The sequence below is a fragment of the Caballeronia sp. LZ062 genome, from assembly GCF_031450785.1.
GTDB lineage: Bacteria > Pseudomonadota > Gammaproteobacteria > Burkholderiales > Burkholderiaceae > Caballeronia.
Window position 1 is genome coordinate 2,547,618 of sequence record NZ_JARTWB010000002.1, and the last position, 24,552, is coordinate 2,572,169.

The 24,552-nt window shown below is 61.0% G+C and carries 27 protein-coding genes and 1 tRNA gene; 9 read left to right on the plus strand and 19 right to left on the minus strand.

Translation table 11 applies throughout. The features are described from left to right. Positions 1-57 precede the first annotated feature (57 nt). From P9239_RS17940 to P9239_RS17995, 12 genes are all read right to left on the minus strand, one after another. Complete coding sequence (locus tag P9239_RS17940; protein ID WP_309753252.1) at positions 58-1,224, minus strand: inovirus-type Gp2 protein; 1,167 nt, start codon at positions 1,222-1,224, stop codon at positions 58-60. Positions 1,225-1,900: 676 nt separating this feature from the next. Further along, a complete protein-coding gene (locus P9239_RS17945; protein WP_309753254.1) occupies positions 1,901-3,358 on the minus strand; it encodes a YfjI family protein in 1,458 nt (485 codons plus the stop codon). A 47-nt stretch (positions 3,359-3,405) separates the two neighbouring features. Further along, a complete protein-coding gene (locus P9239_RS17950; RefSeq protein ID WP_309753255.1) occupies positions 3,406-3,681 on the minus strand; it encodes a hypothetical protein in 276 nt (91 codons plus the stop codon). An 11-nt stretch (positions 3,682-3,692) separates the two neighbouring features. Then, the gene (locus P9239_RS17955) at positions 3,693-3,887 is read right to left on the minus strand and encodes a hypothetical protein (protein WP_309753257.1); all 195 of its coding nucleotides are present in this window, start codon (positions 3,885-3,887) and stop codon (positions 3,693-3,695) included. 670 nt (positions 3,888-4,557) lie between these two features. Then, positions 4,558-5,436: a hypothetical protein gene (locus P9239_RS17960; protein ID WP_309753259.1), complete on the minus strand. Its 879-nt coding sequence runs from the start codon at positions 5,434-5,436 to the stop codon at positions 4,558-4,560. Continuing rightward, complete coding sequence (locus P9239_RS17965; protein WP_309753261.1) at positions 5,426-6,652, minus strand: phage integrase central domain-containing protein; 1,227 nt, start codon at positions 6,650-6,652, stop codon at positions 5,426-5,428. Before P9239_RS17965 ends, P9239_RS17960 begins: the two co-directional genes overlap by 11 nt. A gap of 2 nt (positions 6,653-6,654) precedes the next feature. Then, positions 6,655-7,095 (minus strand): Arm DNA-binding domain-containing protein, encoded by a 441-nt coding sequence (locus P9239_RS17970; RefSeq protein WP_309753263.1) that lies wholly within the window; start codon positions 7,093-7,095, stop codon positions 6,655-6,657. Between the two features lie 165 nt (positions 7,096-7,260). Next, positions 7,261-7,336, minus strand: a tRNA-Ala gene (locus tag P9239_RS17975). A 66-nt stretch (positions 7,337-7,402) separates the two neighbouring features. Beyond that, a complete protein-coding gene (locus P9239_RS17980; RefSeq protein WP_309753265.1) occupies positions 7,403-7,753 on the minus strand; it encodes a c-type cytochrome in 351 nt (116 codons plus the stop codon). A gap of 6 nt (positions 7,754-7,759) precedes the next feature. After that, on the minus strand, positions 7,760-8,548 hold the full coding sequence (locus tag P9239_RS17985) for a BON domain-containing protein (protein ID WP_309753268.1): 789 nt from the start codon (positions 8,546-8,548) through the stop codon (positions 7,760-7,762). 23 nt (positions 8,549-8,571) lie between these two features. Then, positions 8,572-9,159 (minus strand): phosphoheptose isomerase, encoded by a 588-nt coding sequence (locus tag P9239_RS17990; RefSeq protein ID WP_309753270.1) that lies wholly within the window; start codon positions 9,157-9,159, stop codon positions 8,572-8,574. A gap of 135 nt (positions 9,160-9,294) precedes the next feature. Continuing rightward, positions 9,295-9,648: a YraN family protein gene (locus tag P9239_RS17995; RefSeq protein ID WP_309753272.1), complete on the minus strand. Its 354-nt coding sequence runs from the start codon at positions 9,646-9,648 to the stop codon at positions 9,295-9,297. An 89-nt stretch (positions 9,649-9,737) separates the two neighbouring features. On the opposite strand from P9239_RS17995, the gene rsmI reads away from it, so the two are divergent. Continuing rightward, positions 9,738-10,619 (plus strand): 16S rRNA (cytidine(1402)-2'-O)-methyltransferase, encoded by an 882-nt coding sequence (gene rsmI / locus P9239_RS18000; protein ID WP_309753274.1) that lies wholly within the window; start codon positions 9,738-9,740, stop codon positions 10,617-10,619. A 51-nt stretch (positions 10,620-10,670) separates the two neighbouring features. Here the strand turns inward: rsmI and P9239_RS18005 are convergent, their stop codons facing one another. Beyond that, a complete protein-coding gene (locus P9239_RS18005) occupies positions 10,671-11,273 on the minus strand; it encodes a septal ring lytic transglycosylase RlpA family protein (protein WP_309753276.1) in 603 nt (200 codons plus the stop codon). A 668-nt stretch (positions 11,274-11,941) separates the two neighbouring features. Between P9239_RS18005 and P9239_RS18010 the strand changes: the two genes are divergently transcribed. The 3 genes from P9239_RS18010 (at position 11,942) to P9239_RS18020 (ending at position 13,793) form a co-directional block, all read left to right on the plus strand. Beyond that, on the plus strand, positions 11,942-12,586 hold the full coding sequence (locus tag P9239_RS18010) for an MBL fold metallo-hydrolase (protein ID WP_309753278.1): 645 nt from the start codon (positions 11,942-11,944) through the stop codon (positions 12,584-12,586). After that, on the plus strand, positions 12,583-13,239 hold the full coding sequence (locus P9239_RS18015) for an exonuclease (protein ID WP_309753280.1): 657 nt from the start codon (positions 12,583-12,585) through the stop codon (positions 13,237-13,239). The genes P9239_RS18010 and P9239_RS18015 overlap by 4 nt, the downstream gene beginning before the upstream one ends. Before the next feature lie 95 nt (positions 13,240-13,334). Next, complete coding sequence (locus tag P9239_RS18020) at positions 13,335-13,793, plus strand: Lrp/AsnC family transcriptional regulator (RefSeq protein ID WP_008352298.1); 459 nt, start codon at positions 13,335-13,337, stop codon at positions 13,791-13,793. A gap of 15 nt (positions 13,794-13,808) precedes the next feature. Here the strand turns inward: P9239_RS18020 and P9239_RS18025 are convergent, their stop codons facing one another. The 3 genes from P9239_RS18025 to P9239_RS18035 form a co-directional block, all read right to left on the minus strand. After that, on the minus strand, positions 13,809-14,987 hold the full coding sequence (locus P9239_RS18025; RefSeq protein ID WP_309753289.1) for a cation diffusion facilitator family transporter: 1,179 nt from the start codon (positions 14,985-14,987) through the stop codon (positions 13,809-13,811). Positions 14,988-15,177: 190 nt separating this feature from the next. Then, positions 15,178-15,480 (minus strand): H-NS histone family protein, encoded by a 303-nt coding sequence (locus P9239_RS18030; protein WP_309753291.1) that lies wholly within the window; start codon positions 15,478-15,480, stop codon positions 15,178-15,180. A 335-nt stretch (positions 15,481-15,815) separates the two neighbouring features. Next, on the minus strand, positions 15,816-16,481 hold the full coding sequence (locus P9239_RS18035; RefSeq protein ID WP_309753293.1) for a pyridoxamine 5'-phosphate oxidase family protein: 666 nt from the start codon (positions 16,479-16,481) through the stop codon (positions 15,816-15,818). A gap of 160 nt (positions 16,482-16,641) precedes the next feature. Between P9239_RS18035 and P9239_RS18040 the strand changes: the two genes are divergently transcribed. Next, positions 16,642-17,865 carry an MFS transporter gene (locus tag P9239_RS18040; protein WP_309753295.1) on the plus strand — a complete coding sequence of 408 codons (1,224 nt, stop codon included), beginning with the start codon at positions 16,642-16,644 and terminating at the stop codon, positions 17,863-17,865. 58 nt (positions 17,866-17,923) lie between these two features. On the opposite strand, the gene P9239_RS18045 is transcribed toward P9239_RS18040, so the two are convergent. Then, positions 17,924-19,069 (minus strand): branched-chain amino acid ABC transporter substrate-binding protein, encoded by a 1,146-nt coding sequence (locus tag P9239_RS18045; protein WP_309753297.1) that lies wholly within the window; start codon positions 19,067-19,069, stop codon positions 17,924-17,926. 536 nt (positions 19,070-19,605) lie between these two features. Here P9239_RS18045 and P9239_RS18050 point away from each other — a divergent pair. Next, positions 19,606-20,310, plus strand: coding sequence for a dienelactone hydrolase family protein (locus P9239_RS18050; protein ID WP_309753299.1), 705 nt, complete (start codon positions 19,606-19,608; stop codon positions 20,308-20,310). Positions 20,311-20,344: 34 nt separating this feature from the next. On the opposite strand, the gene P9239_RS18055 is transcribed toward P9239_RS18050, so the two are convergent. Beyond that, positions 20,345-20,527 carry a hypothetical protein gene (locus tag P9239_RS18055; protein WP_309753301.1) on the minus strand — a complete coding sequence of 61 codons (183 nt, stop codon included), beginning with the start codon at positions 20,525-20,527 and terminating at the stop codon, positions 20,345-20,347. 209 nt (positions 20,528-20,736) lie between these two features. Then, positions 20,737-21,999 carry an MFS transporter gene (locus P9239_RS18060; protein WP_309753303.1) on the minus strand — a complete coding sequence of 421 codons (1,263 nt, stop codon included), beginning with the start codon at positions 21,997-21,999 and terminating at the stop codon, positions 20,737-20,739. A 325-nt stretch (positions 22,000-22,324) separates the two neighbouring features. On the opposite strand from P9239_RS18060, the gene P9239_RS18065 reads away from it, so the two are divergent. From P9239_RS18065 to P9239_RS18075, 3 genes are all read left to right on the plus strand, one after another. Beyond that, a complete protein-coding gene (locus P9239_RS18065) occupies positions 22,325-22,537 on the plus strand; it encodes a hypothetical protein (protein ID WP_309753305.1) in 213 nt (70 codons plus the stop codon). A gap of 79 nt (positions 22,538-22,616) precedes the next feature. After that, positions 22,617-23,651 carry a serine/threonine protein kinase gene (locus P9239_RS18070; protein WP_309753307.1) on the plus strand — a complete coding sequence of 345 codons (1,035 nt, stop codon included), beginning with the start codon at positions 22,617-22,619 and terminating at the stop codon, positions 23,649-23,651. A 157-nt stretch (positions 23,652-23,808) separates the two neighbouring features. After that, positions 23,809-24,528, plus strand: a complete 720-nt coding sequence (locus P9239_RS18075) for a PepSY-associated TM helix domain-containing protein (protein WP_309753309.1) — start codon at positions 23,809-23,811, stop codon at positions 24,526-24,528. The last annotated feature ends 24 nt before the right edge of the window (positions 24,529-24,552 follow it).

Consider the following 24,552-nt stretch of genomic DNA (forward strand, 5'->3'; position numbering starts at 1 on the left):
TGAGCGAAGCGGCAGTGAACCGTGCACTTATAGCGAGCATCACATCGCTCCAGGTAATCAGCAAGGCGGTTGCTCGTCTTTTCGACCACCAATGAACTGATGGCTCTCACCGACTTCACTTTCTTGCTGTTGCAACTCCGCGCGGGGGCGACCCGACTTTAACTTCTTCGGCACCTGTCCCATATCGAACGTGCGGATACGTTCGACACTCCAGCTCATGAGATATTGTTCCGCCTTCGCGAGATAGACAAGGTTCTTGCGCAATGCCTCACGCTTTTTCGTATCGCTCCAGTCGATTTGGCCGACACCGATACCGTGGCCAAACTTCTCGTAGCGCTTCTTTAGCCAGGCCCGGTTGCTGTTCCAGTAGTCGCCCTTGCCTTCGGTTACCACATCAACCCAATATTCACCGATCTGCTTCGCGATGAACTCGTCGTGGTTGTGTTCGCCTGAATAGAACAGGATGACGTGCAGGTGCAGTCCCGTGTCGTGTCCCTGTTCGATTGCCCAGACGTAGTTCCTGATACCTGCCATGAGCTTGTTGAAGCGACGTGCGGCGAAGAGCCGGTCCCGGTGCTGCTGCATAGTCTCCGGTGTGATCCAGCGACGATATTTCGGCTTGTAGCGTAACGTCAACGAGAGCACCAACCACCGGCCTTTCGCCTCGAACATCTCTTCTTCCATTGCAAGTACGTTCTCCTCGTTGCGTTTCGTATTGAACTGGCGGAGACGCTCCTCCTCCTTAAACTCACGTGACTCACAACGCATGCTGATCTCTGCGATCAGCATGTTGAACGCGTCCATGGACCTCGCTCCGTCAGCACGGGCAATCTCGCCCGGCTCTTCGAAATGGAAGTTTTGCTGGCCAATCAATCCCATCGCCTTGCATACGCTGTAGAACACTTCGACTCGTGCTGAATAACGGTACTGGTCCGAATACCGCTCGATCCAGTCGTTCAACAGTCGATAGTATTTCTTGCCAAGGTATAGCTCATGGATCGTCTTTCTCCCGCTGTAGCGCGCTGTCTTTTCAATGAACCCTCCCTTCCATCCTCTCTGGATTGCTTTCACGAACTTCTCGATACCGAACAGATGTCGTGACCCATAGCCCTGGTGGATGACAAAGGTGCTGCGACCATTGATGTTTGTTTCTTCGAGGTTCATCCGCTCGTCGAGGTGAGCGATGACCTCCAGCGCTTCCTGGTCTTCGGTGATTTCGTGCATGGTTGAGTAATGATGTGTCGTCACCATGGGTGACGGTTGTTGACGTTAGGTCTTTTGTTCGTCGTATTGCTGAATTGTCTGCTAGCAATGCTCAGCTAGCGACGAATCTGAGACCTCCTTTTTGTCGTTGACTGATATGCCTGGGATCCTGCTCAAGTGTCCCTGCCTCTACGTGACATGAACTCGAATCGATCGAGACTTCACTCGTGTCAGAAGGTACTTGCGTCTTTACCCATGCTCTCCCATATAGTTTGCTTTCTAACACTATCTATTCCATTAGAAGCATAAGTAGCAACCACTGCAATCACACGACGTTCACCACGATTCAATCGACAACAGTCCAAAGAAGCTTGCGTTCTTGTCATGTTCCTTATGTGCATACGTACACACGCAGTAAGAATTTAGTTGCGTCAACTTGCTGTACTGAGATTCGCTGGTCTATCTGGACAAGACTGCATAAATGCTGCAGGCTAAGGCTGCAGCAGGCAGTCGACAAACCACGGGAACTTGTGGGATTAACAGGATTCCATGAAACGGGCAACAGGGCTCAGCTCTGGCGCCCACAGAAAGCATAGCCAGCCTTGATTCGTAGCGACATCTGCGACAGTCGCGGAAGTCGACACGAAAATCGACACAGGCCGCATCAAGAAAATGCCACCCGAAGGTGGCGTTCTGATCATTGGTACATCAGCGAATTGAAGTAGTTCGGGTTCAGTGCAATCATGATTCTGTTCGATGGGCCGTCCTTGAACAGGCCAATCCGGCCTTGCGCCGTCATAGCGTGAATGACGGGTTCAAGCTGCCCCTTGCTCCTCAAATGGTTGGGGCCATTCCGAAGCACCTGATTCTTGCCGACATTCAACAACCCCACCTTCCAGTAGTTGAAGTACAGGTGCTTCTCGACGGCCACCATGTTTTCCAACATCGTTGGAGTCATGGCCTGTGGCGAAAATAGGCGTTTGTACTCGTGCAGATGCCATTCGACGATGGCTTTCGCCCGATTGAACGTATCGAGCGTGATCCGGCCTTTTTGCCTCGTGAAGAAGTGCAGCAGCGCTGCGACACGACTCACGATTTCCATGACCTTCGATGCGAAATCGTGGATGTCGCTCAAATACTGCCAAGGCTGGATCATGCCTTCCGTAACGTTCACCATCCTGATCCAGTCTGCCGCTGCTGCCGGGTCAAATTCGATGACCTGCCGCTTGACCTCACCTGACTTCATCATCGAGTCGTACCGATCCAGCAGTTCCTTAACGCGTGAATGAAAGGCTGGCAAGTGATGCCATTCCTCGTCAATGTAGGTGATGAACCGGAATCCTTGGGTCGAGTCTGGTGCACCGACAAGGTATCGCGCCCAAAAGCCCGACCCACGCGCGACGGCTCCGCGATCCTGCTGATAGACATCGAGCACCGCATCCTGCACCATAATGTTCACCGTCACGCGCGGCTGCCTCGCGATGATGCTGCCCGTGCTTACCCGGTCGAACACCAGCAGCTGTGCTCCATCCCAACCCTTGTTGCGCAGCCCAGCGCGATTCATCAGACCGCCCTTGAACACGACCTCCCCCTCATCAGAGGCGATGGCAATGGACCGCCCTTCGCCTTCCAGGATGTGCATCAACGCAGCTTCCGTCGCGTTCTGGTGAATGAACCGGCGCGAGCGGGGTTTGACCGGCTCCTCCTTCAAGTGCTGATCGAGCCTCATGCGCAGATCGTCTACGCTGCCACCCTCCTTGACGGCTTTCGCGATAATGCCCTTGATAGCCGACTCGACCGTCTTCCAGAAACTGTAGTCGGACCTGTACTGACGCAGATCGTGTTCATACTGGCCGACACTGGCTTCGTCATGGGCATAGATCGGGGCGCCAACGATCTTGTCGGTAGCGGTCTTGCGCTCACCGGATTCGGCCTTGACGAGCACGTTCAACGATACCGGGCTTATTTGCCCGATTGGCAGCTTCACATCAATCAAGCCCTGACACACGATCGACATCGTCGCCAGGAAGGAGGTTGCAACCAGTGCATCGGGCGACTTGACCTTGTTCATCACTTCATACATTGCGTCCTCAATCTCCGCCGGAAAGGCATTGATCGGATAGAGAGGCGGCGCTTGGTTAAAACCGTTGTTCACTTTCTCAATCCCCCCAAACGTGGGGCACCGAAGTGCCTCAGAATTGTTCAGACCTGCTCGGTGTGTCTCGCCACCAGTTCATTCCATTTCTTCCGGAATGTTGCAGGTGAATATTTCGCACCGAGCTTTTCGTAATTCACACGTATCCGTGCCAGACTCACGCCGGCCTCGAAGCGCTCGAATGCCTTGCGGAAGTGCTCTTCAAGGATCGTCTCCTTCCTTTCCTTGTCGTCCGCTAGCAGGGCATCCCAGCCGTCATGGGATTTCTCAGATCGACCGTCGCTGCCAAGCTGTTCATCGCGCATAGTCTTCTCGTCGCTCATGTCTTTCTCCTTCACGCAGAGGCTTTCTTCTTCAGATAACAAGCCGTCGCTTCGCCTAGAATGCGCGTTGCGCAGCCGATCTTGAAGGGCTTAGGGAGATCGCTATCTGTCTTCTTCCACTCCGCGTAAGCCCACGATCTAGATTTGGCGATGATCTGGCAAAACTCTTTCACGCTGAGAACAGGCGGTATTTCGTTCAGTGTCATGTAACACCCATCATTTCGATGGCCAGCAGCGTGTCCGCGCGCTCGCGCGTTGGCAGTGCTGCAGCTCATTGTTGAAGATCAGCGGAACTCCGCAGCCACCACGACCTGCGCCGCTCCTGTCCTGCCTGTACCGATCTTTGCCTCACTGCACTGCATCGATCGATGTCGCCATCGTAGGGATGCAGCTCCATCCTCTCTACGCGTCTGCTAAAAGAAAAATTCGGGGCATAAAAACCCTTCCGTTGAAGGGTTATGAACCGTGGAAGGGGGACTGGAGAGCTGCGGCGCACCTCCGGGTCGGGGAGATCAGGGCTTGCGGCCACAGAAGTGCAGCCGCGTTGCGCGCGTCGAAGCAAACGGGCCAGCCGAAGCTGACCTGTCCGCTGATGCAAACTTAGAGCATGATGTTTGGCCGGCACCGCCACTGGCGGCCAAGCCGCGATGCACTGGTCGCGGCGCCCCCGACGCGGGCGCGCACCAAGGTTGAGGTACGCTGGGTGCGTCAACGCCGCGCGGCCTCAGAGATGTAGGGCTGCCGCCTTCCAACGAAGTGCGAGGATCGTCAGAAGAATCCGAACGGAATCCTGAATTCGGACTAGCCCAGCAATTTTATTGGCCGCACCGGCACCGCTTTGCTAACGGCAGGTCTGTGCCAACGGCTATTGCCAGGCTAAGCCTTGGGCCTGATGCGGTACCGGAATCTCTCCGGTTGCTCCTTGACCCACCCCCCAATCGTTCTCGGCAGGTTGGAGGGCTCCATACCGCAACCCTCTACAAGCTGGACACATGCTTTTCCCGCCAGTTCATCTGCCACTCTGTCAATGGCTTCCCGGCCGGAAATCCAGCCGCCATCTGGCTCCAGCTCCGTAAGTAACTCAATCACTCTCGCCTTGACGGGCTCATAGTTAGCCGCCTTGCCGTGTCCGCCCGCGCGGGCTCTTTCCTTAAAACGATGGCGGGGGTTTGGGATCAGCATCTCCGAGCTAGACCAATAGCGCGCGCGCTCAACGCAGTACGAAGCGTGCTCCAGAGCGTTTCTTACCAACGCATCGGTACCTTCGATCAAGTAAGCGGTCGCCATGAGCGGCGCGTAAAGATGTGCGTCATTGCCGTAGTTGGCGATGGCTCGAACTGGGATTTGCGCGTGGTATTCCAGGGCATCCACAGAACCCCCCGATTTCATCGCCTCTCTGAGCTCCGCCTCGATTGCGATCCAGTCCTCGCTCAGCTCATTATCAACGATATAGCTGCGCACGGCCTCCTGCGCACGGGAGAATCTGCTCCTTAGAGCCTCTGGGGATTCAGGCAGGTCGGACTCTAGATCTCGTGTAAAACGCGTGATCCAAGCGCCGTTCGCGGAGCGCGCCCCTTTCATGGAGATCGTTCTCGGTTCGTCGATGCCCTCACGGTAAAGCGTCACCGAGATCTGGAAGCTAACTAGGTCCGCATCTTTCAGCAGCTTCCGCATCTTGCCAAACATCTTCCGTGCGTGCGTCATTAAATCCAAATTGCTGAAATCTATCGCAAAGTAGAGCTTTCTAATTTTCATACTCATTTTCGCCAACTTGAACTGAAACCGCGCTATCGCGAGACTTCAGTTCGTCAAGGTAGTCGGCCCAACGCTGCATCATCACGATCCGATCATCGATGAACTTCGTACGGTTGTATGCCGATCCGAGAGCGTCGGGAACCTTGTGAGCAAGCTGATGCTCAATGACCTCGCTGGGAAAGCGCAATTGCTCATGAAGAATGGTACGTGCCATCGCTCGAAACCCATGCCCGGTGATTTCAGTTTTGGTATCGAAGCCCATACGCCGTAACGCCGCGTTGATAGCTGCACCGCTCATCGGCTTTTTGACGTCACGCCCAGGAAAAACGTATTGACGATGCCCGGTAAGAGCGTAGAGGTCACGCAGCATCGCAACGGCTTGAGTCGGCAAAGGCACAAGGTGTTCGGTTTTCGTCTTGGAGACGGTGTAGCGCCATTGCGCTTTTTCGAGGTCGAATTGCGCCCATTCTGCCGTGCGCAGCTCGCCCGGACGGACGAACAGCAGCGGCGCGAGACGCAGCGCACACTGTACGACGAATGTGCCTTTGAAACCGTCGAGCGCCCGCAATAGGCTCGCAACCTCGGCCGGCTCCGTCACGGACGCGAAATGTGTGTGCCGCGCAGGCGGAAGCGCCCCCCGCAGATCAGAACTAATATCGCGCTCCGCCCGCCCGGTCGCCACCGCATAACGGAAGACTTGACCACAATTCTGGTGAACACGGTGGGCAGTATCGAGCGCACCTCGTGCTTCTACCCGACGTAGCACCGCCAAGACTTCAGGCGGCTTGATCTCTGCTATAGGCCTGCCACCGAGCCACGGAAACACGTCCTTTTCTAGGCGCCCCATGATTTTGTCAGAGTGGCTAGCGGCCCAGCCCGGCGCCTGCCGGGCAAACCATTCGCGGGCAACAGCTTCAAAGCTGTTGGCAGCACGCTCGATCGTTGCTGCCTTCTGCACCTTGCGCTCAATACTTGGATCGACACCTTTAGCAAGGAGCTTGCGAGCCTCATCCCGACGATCGCGCGCTTCCTTCAAACCCACGTCGGGATAGACGCCGAGAGATAGCCGCTTCTCTTTGCCCCCAAATCTGTACTTGAGACGCCACCACTTGCCCCCCGTAGTCGAAATCTCCAGGTACATGCCCCGCTCATCGAATAGACGATAAAGCTTGTCCCTTGGCTTGGCGTTTCGAACATTCACGTCGGTCAATGCCATTTTCATTCCTTGACGGTTACACCACGCGTTGCATCCAAAAAGGCGCGAAGCTGGGCTGGTTCCGATGGGCTACGGTTCATGCGACGGGCGCTGAGTCGAATTGACAGCGCCCGTCGCTGTCCAAGGAAAAGCGCATTGCGGCATCGAGTCAGGGCGGCTTCGTCCGGAAGGGTCGCGTGCTCCTGCTTCCTTACCTCACTTGGATCAACTCCCGCGACAAGGAAAGCCCGAGCCTCGTCCCGCAGCTTCCTTGCTGCCGCAAGCGTCACCTCGGGGTGGGCACCGGACGACAGGCGTTTCTCTTTGCCGCCAAACCGGCATTTGAGCCGCCAGCGCTTGCCGCCGCCCGGTGCATTGAGCAGGTACAGGCCACCACTGTCGAACAGCTCCCTCGGCTCCTCAGCGGCCCTCGTACCCTTGATGATGGCTTCCGCTAGCGGCATTCCGGGAATACTGCCTATGTTGGATGAGTGGTTGCCCCAGGAGTTTTCCCCCGGTGGGGGCAGATGTCAACGGACGAGCTCGGACGGAGCAGGAAAGAAAAAACCCCGCGAGCCTTATCGGCTGCGGGGTTTACGGACATTCTTGGACTACTTTGGAAATGTTCTTGGTGGAGAGGAGGAGGATCGAACTCCCGACCTTCGCATTGCGAACGCGACGCTCTCCCAGCTGAGCTACCCCCCCAACGAACCGCGATTCTACCACAGCCAAGCCGTCAGCAAGCAAGCCCCTCAGCTACGGGATAACGGATCACTTCTGCGGCGCGCCCGCCAGCACCCACGCGACCACGGTCTTGATGTCGCCGTCGTTCATCGAAGGATGCGAGGGCATGGGAATCGAGCCCCACACGCCGCTGCCGCCATCCTTCACTTTCTTCGCGAGTTTCGCGCTCGCCTGAGCGTCGCCCTTGTACTTCTGCGCGACCTGCTGGAAAGACGGCCCCACGAGCTTACGATCGACCGCATGACAGCCCATGCACGCATTGCTGCGCGCAATCGCTATTGCGTTCGAAGAGGAAACCGGCTGATCCGCCGCAAAAGCAGCACCCGACACCGCCAACAACGCGGCCACCACAACACATCTTCCTTCAACCATCTTCATGCACCGTCACTTAGCCGAACTGGAACCGCCCGGATGCACATCCGAGTTCTTGACAGGCGCGGGCGACTGGACATCGAGCGGTCGCGACGTCACGGAAGAATCCGGCACCGTGCCCACCGTCGCGTCGGCAGCAGCAGGCGCCGTCGGTGCGCTCGCGCCCGACGCGGCTGCCGCTTCGAGCGCCTTCGCTTCTTCCGGCTTGATGTACTGATACACCTTAACGACCTGCTCGACGCCCGACACGCGCGCCGCCACATCCGCGCCATGCGCGCCCTCGTCCTGCGTGACGAGGCCCATCAAATAGATGATGCTTCGCTCGCACACGACCTTGTAGTAGTTCGTCGACAGATCCTTCTCGCCGACCATCGCGGTCTTCACGCGGCCTTCGAGATACGAATCGTTGGCGCGCGACGACAGCGAACTAGCTGGCTGCACCGACAGTTCGTTGACGATGCCGCCAACGTTGTTGATATCGCGCACGACAGCTTCGGCTTTCTGCTTCGATGCGTCGTCGGGCACTTCGCCCGTTAGCAGCACGCGCCGGTTGAACACCGTCACGTTGATGTGCGCCTGGTCGGACACGTTGTCCTTGATCCGCGAAAGCGCCTTCACTTGAATCTCGCGGTCTTCGGTCTGCGCGCCGAGCGTGCGGCGATCCGTGGCGATCAGCGTGCCGCCCGCCGCCGCGCCCACCACGGCGAGTGCGCATCCCTGCAGTGTCAGCGCGACGCCGGACAAGAGGCTGACCGTCAGCGTGGCTTGAGCCAGCGCCGCCTTGACGCGTGTCTTCTTCATCAACTCCGTTCCCCTTTGTGGATTCAGTCTTCGCCCAGCAGCATCGCGTCGATGCCGTCGCACAGGCAATGGATGGTCAACAGATGAATTTCCTGAATACGCGCGGTCCGCTCGGACGGCACGCAAATGTGAATATCGGTGTCGGCCAGCACCTCGGCCATCACGCCGCCGCCGTTGCCGGTCAGTGCGATCACGACCATCTCGCGTTCGTGCGCTTCCTGCACGGCGGCAAGCACGTTCACCGAATTGCCCGACGATGTAATCGCGAGCATTACGTCGCCGGCCTGCCCGAGCGCGCGGACCTGATTCGAGAAGATCTGCTCGAACGCATAGTCGTTGCCGATCGACGTGAGAATCGAGGAATCCGTGGTCAGCGCGATAGCCGGCAAGCCGGGGCGCTCACGCTCGAAGCGGCCGATAAGCGCGGACGCGAAGCGTTGCGCGTCCGCTGCCGAACCGCCGTTGCCGCACACCAGAATCTTCGAGCCGTTGGCGAGCGCGCTGAACAGCGTATCGACGGCGGCCGCAATGGGAACCGCGAGCGTATCGAGTGCTTCGAGCGTGAGCGCGGCGCTGTCGCGGAAATGCTGTTGGATACGTTCGACTGACATCGACTCTCGGTGTTCGGCCGCGATGCGGCGTTCGTTGCGTATGGCGTGAGACGCGAGGCGCGCGCAATGCGCGGGCGAGCGTTCCGGCGTTGAGTCTGCGCAGTTTACCGCATGCTCCCTGCGCCGAACCGCACGCTATGACTCGTCCGCGCGAAACGCATCGGGCAGCCAGCGAATATGTCCCGCGTCGAAGGCGATCACATCGAAGCGGCACGCGGGCAGCGCGCCGCGCCACGTCGCCAAAAAGTGCTGCGCGGCGCGCACGAGACGCGCACGCTTCATGACGCCGATGCTCGCGGCTGCGTCCGCGAACCGGCGACTCCTGCGCGCGCGCACTTCGACGAACACCAGCGCGCCGCGTTCATCCATCATGACGAGATCGATTTCGCCGCCGCGACAGCGCACATTTCGCGCGACAAGGCGCATGCGTTGCCGCTCGAGATAGTCGAGCGCGCGTGATTCGAATGCGTCGCCGAGCGTTTTGGACATATGTGCCTCACGAAAGTTGTCGGCAGGCAGGCGAAGCGCGCGTGGCAAAATGACGTCCTCTCTTCTTTTCGCTTCACCCGCCCGCGCACATGCTGCAAATCTCCGAATTGGCCGCCGGGCAGCAGTACCCGGCGGGCGCGCTATACGTCGTCGCGACGCCTATCGGCAATGCCGCGGACATCACCGTGCGCGCGCTGCATGTGCTCGGGCTTGTCGACCGCATCGCCGCCGAAGACACGCGCAACACCGCGCAATTGCTCGCGCGCTATGGCATTTCGAAGCCGTCCATCGCCGTGCACGAACACAACGAGCGCAGCGCGGCCGAGCGCGTGATCGAACATCTGCGCAGCGGCGAGCGCGTCGCATGTGTCTCGGATGCAGGCACGCCCGGCATTTCCGACCCGGGCGCGCGTCTTGTCGATGCCGTGCGCGAAGCCGGCTTGCCAGTCGTTCCGCTCCCGGGGCCGAGTGCAGTCGTCACCGCACTGAGCGCGGCGGGTGCGTGGGTCAACGGCTTCACGTTCGTCGGCTTTCTTCCATCGAAGGCGAAGCAGCGCGCCTCGCAATTGCGCACGCTCGCGAATCTTCCGATGGCGCTCGTCTTCTACGAAGCGCCGCATCGCATTGTCGAAACCACGCGCGCGCTCGCCGATGCGTTCGGCGGCGAACGACAGCTTCTGATTGCACGCGAATTGACGAAGTTACATGAGAGCCTGCATCGCTGCACCCTGGCCGAAGGGCCAACGTGGCTCGAAGGCGATGCGAACCGGCAGCGCGGCGAATTCGTTCTGGTCGTGGAAGGCGCGCCCGAAGCGGAAGACGCGGAAGACGCGCACGACGCGCTGCTGCTCACGCTGCTGGAAGAGTTGTCGGTGAAGAGCGCGGCGCGGATCGCGGCGACGCTCACGGGCGCGCCGCGCAACGCGCTTTACGAACGGGCGCTGCGGCTCAGCAAGCCGGCGCTGGAATGACAACGGGCCGTCGCATGACGGCCCGTTTCAAGTGGAAGACGCGGGAATCGCTCAGTTCACGCTGTCGTCCGCGAGCGACTGAGACTGCTCGCGCGCCGCACGCGCTTCCTGCTGCGTGAGGCCTTCGATCTTCACTTTCTGCGTGCCCGCGCCGCGCATTCCGAGCGCGGCGGCGGCAGCATACGACAGGTCGATCACCCGGCCGCGCACGTAAGGCCCGCGATCGTTGATCTTCACGACGACGGTCTTGTGATTCGACTCGTTCGTCACGCGCACCCACGACGCCAGCGGGAGCGTGCGGTGAGCGGCGGTCATCGCGTGCATGTCGAACTTCTCGCCGCTTGCGGTCTTGCGGCCATGGAACCAGCGGCCGTACCACGACGCCTTGCCCTGCTGCTCGAAAGTACCGACCTCCGGACCGTCCGAGATCGGCTGCGCGTCGGAGAGCGACTGGCTCTTGTTCGCGTTGTCGGCCGGGACCGAACTGAGATTCGTGTCGAATGCAAGCGGCGCATTCGAGCGGGCACTTGCCGTGCTGATAGAAGGCGTGGTCTGATGATATGACGCGACGTCGCCCGAGCCGGGCGCGGCGCAGCCTGCCAGGACGCCGACTGCGAGAAGGCTTGCGATATGTCGAATGAATCGAGCATTCATAGGCGGTTTTACCAACGGTAAAAGGGCCGCCGCGCCGCGCTCGTGAGCGCGCGTCTGGCAGCCAAAGGCTTTGCCGTGCAAAGCAGCGCGCCGTTCGACTTGACGAACGGCGGACTGATGCTCGGATGCGGCGAACTCATGCCGCAAACGCCCGGTTATCGTTCACGTCTGGCGCAACCTGTCCCCGGCAGCCTGACCAGACCCCACATGCCGCCATCGAACGTGGCATCACGTTCGTGCCCGGCTCGACAACGAGACGGCGCAGGAACGGCGGCGTAGGCCCCATCCAGCGTGACGGCGGCAAAGGCCATCGGACGGACGCGCAGCGCCCGGCTGGACAAGACGTGTGCACCTACGAGAAGGTGCGTTGAGTTGCAGTTGCGAGGCTTTTGGCCCCTAACAGCTTACTGATGGCGATTGTAAAAACGCACTGGCGTTGTCGCACTCGCCCATTGACGGCATGGCCAAATCCATGCACTAGTGAGCCCATTATACAAAAAAAGCGGGGTCTAGCCGCCCTGACTGCGAAAATCGTGATTGATTCTGCCTATGAGCGCAAGAATTTCCGATCGCGTCGGCCTTCTTGAGCGACCGCGCGCAGGCCTCATGTGTCCCGGGCCACCGGTACAATGAACGTTTTTACAGGCATCTGTAGCCCGGACAGCCCAATGAAAGTCACTCTCGTTCCTGTCACGCCATTTCAGCAGAATTGCTCGATCGTCGTCTGCGAGGCGACGCAGCGCGCAGCTGTCGTCGATCCGGGCGGCGACATAGAGCGGATCATCGCGGAGGTGGATCGGCAAGGCGTGACGGTCGAGAAGATTCTGCTGACGCACGGCCATCTCGACCATTGCGGCGGTGCGAAGGCGCTGGCGGATCATTACGCCGTGCAGATCGAAGGTCCGCAGAAGGAAGACGCGTTCTGGATCGATCAGTTGCCGGCACAGTCGCAGCGGTTCGGCTTTGCGAACGCGCAAGCCTTCACGCCCGACCGATGGCTCGAAGACGGCGAAGCCGTGCAGTTCGGCAATGAGACGCTCGAAGTGCGCTTTTGTCCCGGTCACACGCCGGGACACGTCATCTTCTTTAGCCGCGAGCATCGTCTCGCATTCGTGGGCGATGTGCTCTTCGCAGGCTCCATCGGCCGAACGGACTTTCCGCGCGGCAATCACGACGAGCTTATCCGGTCGATCCGCGAGAAACTCTGGCCGCTTGGCGACGACGTGACCTTCGTTCCGGGCCACGGCCCCGCTTCGACGTTCGGCGAGGAACGCCGCAGCAATCCGTTCGTGCGCGACGGAGTCGCCGCATGAACGCGATCCCCGAAATCTACGTGAGCACCGACGTCGAAGCGGACGGTCCCATTCCCGGACCGCATTCGATGCTGAGCTTCGCCTCGGCAGCCTACACGGCGGATAAGCAGCTCATCGCGACGTTCTCCGCGAACCTCGAAACGCTGGAGGGCGCGGCGCCGCATCCGGTGCAGGCGGCGTGGTGGAAGACGCAGCCCGAAGCGTGGGCCGCGTGCCGGACCGATCTCCAAAAGCCCGAAGTCGCGCTGGTGCAGTACGTCGAATGGGTAGAGGCGCTGCCGGGCAAGCCGGTGTTCGTCGCGTATCCGGCGGGCTTCGACTTCACGCATATGTTCTGGTACATGATGCGCTTCGCTCAACGCTGCCCGTTCTCATGGTCGGCGCTGGACATGAAGACGCTCGCGTTCGCCATCACCGGCCTGCCGTATCGCAAGGCGATCAAGCCGCGCTTGCCGAAGCACTGGTTCGACGACTTGCCGCATACGCATGTCGCGCTAGACGACGCCATCGAGCAAGGCGCGCTCTTCTGCAACATGCTTGCGGACCTGCGCGCGTCGCAGGCGGCAGCATCGGCATCATTGCAGGCAGCGGCGGGCGCAGACGAACAGACGGAAAGTCTTCCGGAAGGTAAAACCCCGCCCGCAGGCCAGTGAGTTAGGTAATCTCCCTCGTTGAGCCCGCGTTGCATTGCGCTTCTTTTCTGGGGCCTCTACCATTGAAGTCAGATGGCGACCGAACGGAGGCGCAGTTGACTCTCGATACATTCTCACAAAAAATCCTGCGTCTTCTGCAACTCGACGCGCGGCGTTCCGTCCAGGAAATTTCGGATCAGGTCGGGCTATCGAGCACGCCGTGCTGGCGTCGTATCAAAGACATGGAGCAGTCCGGCGTCATTCAGCGCTATACCGCGCTGCTCGACCGCGAAAAGCTCGGGCTGCATGTCTGCGCGCTCGCGCATATCCATTTGACGCGGCATACGGAAGGCGGCGTCGAGCAATTCGAGCGCGAAATTGCCACCTGTCCGGAAGTCACCGAGTGCTATAGCACGACCGGCGAATCCGATTACATACTCAAGATCGTTGCGCCAGATATCAAGGCCTACGACGCCTTTCTTCACGACCGCATCTTCAAGATTCCGGCGGTCGCGCAGGTCCGCACGAGCGTCGTGCTCAGGGAAATCAAATTCGATACGCAATTGCCGCTTTGAAAGCGCGCGCCGCTTTCAGTGCGGTGCACTTTTCGCGGGCTGCGGCGCGGCGAGTTTCACCGCTTGCGTCATGCGGATTTGACGAGCGCCGAGCCGTTGCCTGAGCGCATCCAGATCCATATCGGCGAGTCGTGGCGCCGTCTCGCTTTCCGCAGCGGCCGGCAGAACGATTTCCACGTCGAAGCCGCGCTTCAAATAGTGCAGGTTCAGCGTATCGACGGATAAGCCGTGCTCCGACAACGCGGCGCTCACGGCTTTCATCACGGTGGCACGCAGCGGATAATCGCCGGGCAGCGGATTCACCGCATCGCCTTCCGGGTCCACATGAATGAGCGCATCGATTACGCGGGAATCGGCCAGGATATGCGCGCGCGCCGACTCGGCGATGAAATGACCTTCAGAAACCGATATAAACGGGTCCACCAGAATATGCGCGTCGACGATGGCGAGATCGCCCATTTTGCGTGTGCGCAAATCGTGCACATCGCGCACGCCGGGCGTACCGAGCAGAATGCCGCGGAAATCGGCGGTGGTGGTTTCATCGAGCGCGCGATCCGAAAGGTCTTGCAGCGCATCCCACGCGAATGTCCAGCCCATTCTGCCCACCATGAAACCGACGAGCGCGGCGGCAATGGGATCGAGAATCCTGAAGCCCGCAATACTACCGAGGATGCCGAGCGCGACGACAAGCGAAGAAGCGGCATCCGATCGCGCATGCCACGCATTGGCGACGAGCATGGCGGATCGCACGCGTTCAGCCGCGCGTAGCATATAACGGAACAGCGCCTCTTTCGAAATGAGGACGATTATCGCGACGACGAGCGCACTTGCGTGAACCGGCGGGATATCGCCCAGATTCATCACGCGTGTGCCAGCCCGCCATAACATTCCCACGCCGACCGCAATCAGCAATCCGCCGAGGAATAGCGAAGCAACGGTCTCATAACGGCTATGGCCGTAATTGTGATCGATGTCGGGCACCGCCGCCGCCTTGCGATTCGCAATGAGGACGACAAGGTCCGAAACGATATCGGCGAGTGAATGGACGCCGTCCGCAATCAATGCCTGGGAATGCGCAACCAGGCCGACCGCGAGCTGTGCCGTGGTGAGACCGGTATTGAGCGCAATACTCGTCCATGTAGTCCGAACCGCAACGTCGTGCTTTTCCGTTGCGTGCGCCGCTGAAAGTGTCATGTAATATGCCCGAAGTGCGATCTGGCAGCATTTTATCAGTCAGTCGCGGCTTCTGCTTTTAAATCAACGACTTAATAACGCGACGCATTCTCGTCCAGTGATTAACCGGTCGTGACGAATGAACGGCGCAGTGACAAAAAAAGGCCGCGCCAATTGGCGCGGCCTTCGTTGAATTCGGATTGGCGCTGGCTTATTTGCCGATCAGGAAACTATCGCGATCCTGACCCGCAATCCACTTCGGCGGCTTGCCGCGACCGGACCACGTGCTACCGCTTTCAGGGTCGCGGTATTTCGGCGCTACACCCGTGCGGCTGCGCGATGCCTTGGCGGACTTGGCGCCACGGCCACCGGCCAATTCCTGAAGCGTGATGCCGTAATCAGCCATCTTCTGCTTGATCTCATTAAGTACTTCGGCGTATTCGCGCGACTTCGCTTCTTCAATCTGACGCTCGAGAGACTCGCGCTGCGCGAGCAATTCCTTGTATGAAGGCATGGCAAATTCCTAAGAAGTGTACAGGCTTGCGAGTCGAGTGCTCGCTCTTCGGTTATCAGTATAGCCTCGGACTGGACCGCAGATTAACACACTTCCGTTAAATCGCGGTATGGAGAGATTCTGATTAATTCCTATTGGCTAAATACTCGTAACATTTGCCGACTCGCCTGCCATCTGCGAACCGGAATGAAGTGGCTTAAATCGCCGGTTCGGCGTCCGATGAACCGGTGTCGCATGAAATGGAAACACTGTTCGCTGCACCGCATGAACGTTTCATCTCATGGCAACTTGCCTCGCGGATTCACCGCTTAACGACAGGTTTTCGAAGACGCGCGTTACGCATGGCGTTCGAAACAGTCGATAAGCGCCGCTTTCAAATCCTGCACATCCAGCTTTGGTTTATCGAAAGTAAAACGATTGCGAGTACCGGATTCGAACAAATCGCATCCGTATCGATCTATCCCTAATATTCGAATGTGGGTCGGGCGTCTTGCATCAGTGTCGGAGAAGGCGCAAAGCGCCGCTTCGTCTTCGCTACTCACCGGCTCAAGCGGATCCATTTGATTGCCGTCGAGCCAACCCATTGCACCGAAGCCTCCGATAAAGCGCATTCGCTGCGGCGACATTACCCAGAAAGCGAAGTCGCCCAACTCGAGATAACGCGCCGCGTCCGGGTGATAGCGCATATACCGGCGCGCCAGTTCTTCGTGATCGGTTTTCGGGGCAGGTTCGAACGTCCCGAGCAATGTCAGCCGCTGGCCCTCGAGCACGCTCGCTCCATTGGCATGTGCAATGAGAAAACCGCCGCGCGAATCGGCTTCCAGATTTCGCGTGTGTTCCGCGAGGCGGCTGATCAACAGCATCGGCAAATGACGGCTGGTCAGCGCGAATGGCAACGCGGTCGGATAAGGGAAACCCGCCGGATCGCGCGAATGAGTCGCGAGTGTTCCTTCCGATACTCGATGCAGCAGATGAAGCGGTGCTTGCGGCGGGATATTCATGAGCAGGTGTCGATCGGATCACGTGCTGAAAATGGTAAATCAGCACGCCGAGCGTGTCTCCTGGCCGTTCGATAGAATCGTAAGCTCTCGCGAAAGGCGGCATGCTCTTCGGTTTCTTCCGCGCACGCCGCCACGCGCCACCTCTTCTGACGGCTCAACCGTGTCCGACTCGACCTCCGCTTCTTCCGCCCGCGAGTCCAATCCTTCGCTCGCTTTGCACCGCAGCCTGCCCCAAGCCACGCGGCAGCGCGCCCGCTACGCCACCATGGCCGTGTTCTTCATCGCCGGCATGATGTACGCGTCGTGGGGCGTTCACGTGCCGACCGTACGCGACAAGTTCGCGCTCAGCCCCGGCATGCTCTCGCTCGCGCTGTTTGCGGTTGCCGGCGGCTCGATCTTCGCGATGCTCACCACCGGATCGTGGATCGCACGCGCCGGCACGCGTACGGCGTGCATGGCGGGCGGGATCGCGATGACGGTGTGCGGCGCGCTGATCCTCGTCGTGCCGTCTTTCTGGCTGCTGCTGATCGTGCTCGCGGTGTTCGGCGCGGGCATGGCGACGCTCGATGTCGCGATGAACGCCGAAGCGAGCGCGGTCGAAGAGGCGCTCGGGCGGCCGATCATGTCGTCGCTGCACGGCATGTTCAGCATCGGCGGGATGGCGGGCGCGGCCATCGGCGGCGCGCTCATCGCGCACGGGCTTGCGCCGGCGGCGCACCTGGCGCTTGCGGCAGGCGCGAGTCTCGTCGTGCTGCTGGCATCGATGCCCTCGGTCCTGCCGCACGTGCCGCATCACGAGGCGCACGCGAAAGCTTCGTCGTCGAATCGCTGGCGCTCGGCCGCCCTCTGGGCGCTGGGCGGCATGGCGCTCGTCGCGCTCATCGCGGAAGGCGCGATGTACGACTGGGCCACCGTCTATATGCGCGATGTCGTCGAGGCGTCGCCGTCATTGTCGAGCGCCGCTTACGCCGCGTTCTCCGGCGGAATGGCGGCCGGTCGCTTCGGCGGCGATGCCGTGCGCGCGCGCTTCGGCGCGCCGCAGCTCGTGTTCGGCAGCGCGGGCCTCGCGTTCGTCGGCATGGTGATGGCGCTGGTCTTTCCGAACGCCGTCGTGACGATGACCGGCTTCACGCTCATGGGCCTCGGTCTCGCGAACATGATGCCGGTGCTTTTCGCGGCGGCGGCGCGGGTCGAAGGCGTGACGGCGGCTGAAGGGCTCGCGCAGGTCGCGGGGCTCGCGTACTTCGGCTTGCTGCTCGGGCCGGTGCTGATCGGCGGCGTCGCGCAGGTAAGCACGTTGCCCATCGGCTTGTGCGTCGTGGCGGCGTGCTGCGCGGCGATCGCGCTGATCGGACCGCGCATCCTCCGGCGCCTGAAAATATAAAAAAACGCGCGGACCTTTGGTAGTCCGCGCGTCTTTCGGGGCTCACGCCCGGCTGCGATTACATCTTGACGACGTCGAGCAGCGTCTTCTTGCCTGCCTTGTAGTCGTACAGCGAGATCACGCCGTGCTTCAGATCGCCCTTCGAATCGAAGGTGGTCTGGCCGATCACGCCCTTGTAGTCCGTGTTCGGCATCGCGGCGAGAATCTTGGCCGGATCGGCCGAGTTCGCGCGCTTCATCGCGTCGACGATGATGTACACCGCGTCATACGTGAACGGCGCGTAGATCTGGATCGGCTGGCCGAAACGCTTCTGATACTTCGCAGCGAATGCCTGACCGCCTTCCATCTTTTCCAGCGCCATGCCTGCTTCCGAGCACACGACGTTGTCGGTCGCGTCGCCGGCCAGGTCGGCCAGCTTTTCGGTGCAGACGCCGTCGCCCGCGAGCACCTTCGCGCGCAGGCCGAGCTGCTTCGCCTGCTTGGCGAACGGGCCGCCGGTCGCGTCCATGCCGCCGTACATCACGGCGTCGGGGTTTTCGCCCTTGATCTTCGTCAGAATGGCGCGGAAGTCCACGGCCTTGTCGTTGGTCGCGTCGTGCGAAACGACCTTCAGACCCAGCGACTTCGCGGTCTTCTCGAATTCGTTCGCGAGACCCTGACCGTAGGCGGTCGAGTCGTCGACCACGGCGACGCTCTTCACCTTCAGGCTCTTCGCCGCGTAGTTCGCGAGCGCCGGGCCTTGCTGCGCATCGGTCGCGACGACGCGGTACGTCGTCTTGAAGCCTTGCTGCGTGTAGGTCGGGTTCGTGGCGGACGGCGAGATCTGGACGATGCCCGCGTCGCTATAAATCTTCGATGCCGGGATGGACGTACCGGAGTTCAGGTGGCCGACCACTGCGACCACCTTGTCGTCGACGAGCTTCTGCGCGACTTGCGTGGCGGTACGCGGGTCGGCTGCATCGTCTTGCGGGTCCAGTTGCAGGGTGATCTTCTGGCCGCCGATGGTGAGACCCTTGGCGTTGATCTCTTCGACTGCCAGCCGCGCGCCGTTTTCGTTGTCCTTGCCCAGGTGAGCGATACCGCCGGTCAGCGGAGCGACGTGACCGATCTTGACGACCTGGTCGGCTGCTGCGGACGTTGCCAACGTAGCGAACAGCACGGCTGCGGCGCTGATCGGCAACACTTTGTGAAGCTTGGTGTTCATGTAAGTCTCCAGTTTCGGTCCCAAAAACAACGTAATCGCCCTGTGCCCCGTCTTTCATCACGATCGCTCAGTCCCGTGGACGACCACGCCGGATGCATCGTATTGCACTTGGCAAGTCCTTCCGGCCGGCTGTTTGTGGCAGCCGCCATCCGCACCGCGCGAGAAGTGTAGGGTTGTCAAATTAATTTAGGGAATTTTTTTAAGATACTGGTGCGACTACCGATTAACGACCGGTTGAGAACCGCGCGCGTTTGTGGTGGCAATTGCGCCGCGAGGCCCGACCGATGCGGGTTTCGGCCCAGCCTTGGAGTTCTTTCGCAAGTCCGCCGATAATCCCGCGCCGTCCGTCGCCATTAGCCCGATTCAAAAGCCGTTTAACGCCTGGCTTTAGGCAGTCGCCTCTAAAAATCGTCTGCCTCGTCAATGCGTGTGCCTGCGCGCCGCCCGCGACAGACCGCGCTCAGGCGACTGAAAGGGAAAGCTGGCAAACTCACTCGCCTGCATTCTTATCAGTCAACCAAGCAAGGAGCATCGACGTGACCGTAACCGTGACTTCCCGATGGATCGACATTCCCGCCGATGGCGGCAGCTTCCAGGGCTATCTCGCGCTGCCCAAGACGGGAAAGGGACCCGCCGTGATCATCCTGCAGGAGATCTTCGGGGTGAACTCGCATATTCGCAGTGTCGCGGATCAATATGCCGCCGATGGCTATGTCGCGCTCGCGCCCGACGTGTTCTGGCGCACGCAGCCGCGCGTCGAACTGGGCTATGAAGGCGCGGATCGCGAAAAGGCGATGGAACTGCTGCAAAAGACCGACGTGGATTCCGCCGTCGCGGATGTCGGCGCAGCGGCGAAGGCGTTGCGCGCGCTGCCGGAAGTGAGCGGCCAGGTCGCGGCAATTGGCTATTGCTTCGGCGGGCGGCTTGCGTATCTCGCGGCGGCGCAAGGTTCGGTGGATGCAGCCGTGGCCTACTACGGCGGCGGCATCCAAAACCAGCTCGACAAGGCCGATCAGGTGAAAGCGCCGATCCAGTTCCACTACGGCGAACTCGACGCGCACATTCCCGCCGACGCGGTCGACGCGGTGCGCCAGCGTTTCGCGAGCCGGGCGGACTCCGAGCTTTACGTCTACCCCGCAGCCGATCACGGCTTCAATTGCGGCGACCGCGCGTCGTATAACGCGAAGGCATCGGCGCTCGCGCACGGCCGCACGCTGACGTTCCTCGGCCAGCATCTGTAAGCAAGACAAAGCGCGCGGCGAACGCCGCGCGCCGTCATATCAGCGCGGGCAAGCCCTCGACCAGCAAGAACGCGACGAGCACGCCCACGAGCGCACCGCACGCTCGCAATACGTTGTTCCTGAAATGCGACGCGCACGGAATGGCGCCGAGAAACAGCGCGCCAGCAAGCGCCATCGGGATGACCAGAATGAAGTCGCCGATCGTGAAATACGTCATGGTGCGTCTCCCATCGTCCTGCTTTTCTTGCTCGAATCGTGCCGGCGCGAACGTGCGCATCGACGATTCGAGTATAGGCGTCAGGGAGAAACGCGTTTCGCCGTTGCCGCGAAACACGGCGTCTCGGAAGCGCGCCGAGCCTTGCCATGCAAGGCTTCGGGCGACGCGTTATTAAGCGGACACGGTAAAACCCTTAGTTTCGTCCGATTTCATTCCGCTTTCGACGAACGGATGCGCGCCCGTTCGCGGCCGTTCAGATACGCCGCGCTCGCGACTCCGATCAGCAGCAGTCCCGCGATCAAACCGACCACGCCCGGCCAGCCGAACGCGGTCCAGAAGTGCCCGCCATACGATCCGATCAGGCTCGATCCCAGGTAATACGCAAGCAGATACAACGCGGCGGCTTGCCCTTTCGCTTGCGTCGCGAGGCGGCCGACCCAGCCGCTCGCCACCGAATGCCCCGCGAAGAAGCCGAATGTAAGGCACGCGATGCCGCCGATGATCACCGGCAGCGACATCGAAAGCGTCAGCGCGATGCCGGCCATCATCAGCACGATCGCGGCGATCAGCACGCGGCCGCGTCCGAAGGCGTCCGCCATTTTGCCGGACCACGGCGATGCAACCACGCCCGCCAGATAGACGGTGAAAATCGCGCCGATCTGCGTCTGGTTGAGCCCGAACGGCGCGCCCAGCAGCCGATAGCCAACGTAGTTGTAGACCGTGACGAAGCTGCCCATCAGCACGAAGCCGATCAGAAAGAGAAACGGCAGTCCGCCATGCCGCAAATGCCCGACCAGCGAACTCCGATGATGCGAAAACCCGACGCCGCGACGCGGCTTGAAGCGTCGCGACGGCGGCAGCAGCGACCGGAACGCGAGCGTGGCGAACAGCCCGAGCACGCCGATACCGCCGATCGCCACTCGCCATCCGAACAGGTCCGCGAGCACGCCGCTGATCACGCGCCCGGCCATGCCGCCGATCGCCGTGCCGCCGACATAGAGGCCCATCGCGAGGCCGAGGCCTTCGGGATGCACTTCCTCGGCGAGATACGCCATCGCGACGGCGGGCACGCCGCCGAGCGCGAAGCCTTCGAGCGCGCGCACGAGCAGCAGCGCGTGCCAGTTCGGCAGCAACGCCGCGATCACGGTGAGCACCGACGACGCCAGCAGCGAGAGCGTCATCAACCGGTGCCGGCTCCAGCTTTCGGAGACGAATCCCGCGATGAAAATGGCGACGGCCAGCGCCGCCGTGCTGACGGACACCGCGAGCGCGCTCACGGCTGGACTGACGCCGAAGCTCTTCGTGAACTCGGGAAGCAGCGGCTGGACGCAGTACAGCAGCGAAAACGTCGCGTAGCCCGCGAACAGCAACGCGAGCGAAGCGCGCCAATACGCCCGCGAGCCGCGCTCCAGATAAAGCTCCGCAGGCGCGGGCGGCACTTCTTTGCGCTGCGGCGCGGGTGATGCGTTCACGAATGAAGTCTCCGCTTAACACGACAAACCCCTAACGATACGCCGTTACTTAGGGTTTTGCCTGATACGGCGGCGCATTCCAAGTGCCGCAGACAGCGTTCATGCGGCGAGCGTCTGCCTCGGGCAACAGATCGCGGCATTGGGCATCGCGTTTGCGCGTCGTCATACGCTAAAGTAGGCGCACAATCGTTCACGAAAGCCGCGCACGTCGCGCTTACCGCAACAAAGACGCGGCGATTGTCGGGTGCACGCGCCGTCAGAAGCCTGTGCTGTTGCAACAAATGACCGGCGGTATATCTAGTCGGCATGGAAACGGGGATTCATCATGCAAATCGGTTCGATTGTTCGCTCCGTGCATATTGCCGTGCCTCAGGGCGCGCGCGGCATCGTCATGCGCATTCTCGGCGACATGGCCATGGTCGCGTGGTACGCGGGCGAGCCCGGCGTCACCAAGCTTCTCAACACGGAGCCCTTCTTTCTGGAAGACCTGATCGATACGGGCGATATCGTGCGTCCGTCGAATTCGGTCGTTCATTGAGCGGTGTTTCGCCAGGCGACGTCGTTCGCTGAGTGCAAACGACGCTGATGCCAGCGGCGCGAAGGCGCACAATGCCGGAATGAACTCACATCATTCCGACTCTCCCGGCGTGCCGGCGTCCGACGCCGCGCCGCCGTTCGCGGGCCTCACGCCCGAGCGCGTGCTCGACGCCGTCGACAGCGTGCTGATGCCCGCCGGCGCCCGTACCGACGGCCGCCTGCTTGCGCTCAACAGCTACGAGAACCGCGTGTATCAGGTGGGTGTCGAAGACGCGCCGCCTGTGATCGCAAAGTTTTATCGGCCGGGGCGCTGGTCGAACAAAGCGATTCTCGAAGAACATGCCTTCGTCGCGAGCCTCGCCGCGCGCGAGATTCCGGCGGTTCCGGCACGCGTGCTTCAAGGCGCGACGCTCCACGAATTCGAAGGCTTCCGTCTCGCCGTCTTCGACCGGCGCGGAGGCCGCGCGCCCGATCTCGACAACCGCGAGACGCTCGAATGGCTCGGCCGCTTCATCGGGCGCATTCATGCGGTCGGCGGCGTGGAGCCGTATCGCGAGCGGCCGACGCTCGACATCCGCACTTTCGGCTACGAGCCGCGCGAGTTCCTGCTGACGCATCGCTTCGTGCCCGACGACGTGCGTGAAGCCTACGAGCGCGCCGTATCCATGGCGCTGGACGGCGTCGCGCAATGCTTCGAGCGCGCAGGCGACGTGCGGCATCTGCGCATGCACGGCGACTGTCACCCGAGCAACGTGCTGTGGACGGACGCGGGCCCGCATTTCGTCGATTTCGACGACAGCCGCATGGGACCGGCGATTCAGGACTTGTGGCTCCTGCTTCCCGCCGGCCGCGCGGAAGCGTCGCGTGCGCTTGCCGATCTGCTCGCCGGCTACGAAGACTTCTGCGAGTTCGACGAGCGGGAACTGCATCTGATCGAGGCGCTACGGACGCTGCGTCTGATCCACTACGCCGCGTGGCTCGCGCGCCGCTGGAACGATCCCGCGTTCCCCGCCGCGTTTCCGTGGTTCAACACGCAGCGTTACTGGGAAGACCGCATTCTCGAACTGCGCGAGCAGATCGGCGCGATGCAGGAAGGGCCGCTCTGGCCGGTGTGAAATTTTTGGTCATGAAGTGGCGGCATGGCGCCGCCAGAAAGCATTGTGTCAGGCGTTCTCGCGTGCAATGATAACGATTCTCATTTGCCCGCTTCGAACGACGTCGAGTCGCTAAAGCGTGGCGTTGCCGACGAACCCGCCGACTCCGGAGAGACGCTTGAACGCGCCTGACACACTCAATGCCCCGCCGAGCGACACCGCTCGCTACCGTCCGCAAGGACGCTCGATGAACGACGCCGACGAAGCGGCGCGCAAGAACCGCTCGCGCCGCTCGACGTTTCTCAAATGGCTGCGCAAGGTGCACGGCTGGGTCGGCTTGTGGGGCGCGCTCCTGGGCTTGCTGTTCGGCGTGACCGGCTTCCTGCTGAATCACCGCGCGCCACCGCTGCGCGTCTCGACGGGCGAGCCGCAAGTCTCGCAGATGCAGCTTCCGCTGCCTGCTGGCGGCTTCAGATCGCCGCGCGAGATGGGCATGTGGCTCAAGAAGGAACTCAAAGTCGACGGCAATCTGGGCCGCACGCGGCGCGAGCCGGCGCACCCGGTCGGCTGGGGCGACAAGAGCACGATGCAGCCCGAACAATGGTCGACCATGATTTCATCGCCCGGCAGCAGCGTGATGGCGGAGTACTGGGTCGGCAACAACTTCGTCTCGGTGAAGCGCACCGAGAACACCTTCCTCGCGATGCTGACGAACCTGCACAAGGGCGTCGGCTTGAGCGTCGGCTGGGTGTTGCTGATCGATACGCTCGCCGGCAGCCTGATCTTGCTGTCGCTGACGGGCGTGCTGCTGTGGACCGAACTGAACAAGCGGCGCACGGCGGGCGCGGTGATCGTGACGGTGTCGCTCGTCGCGATGATCGTCTGCGGGCTGATGTAAGCGGCAACGGCGGCGCTTTATTGC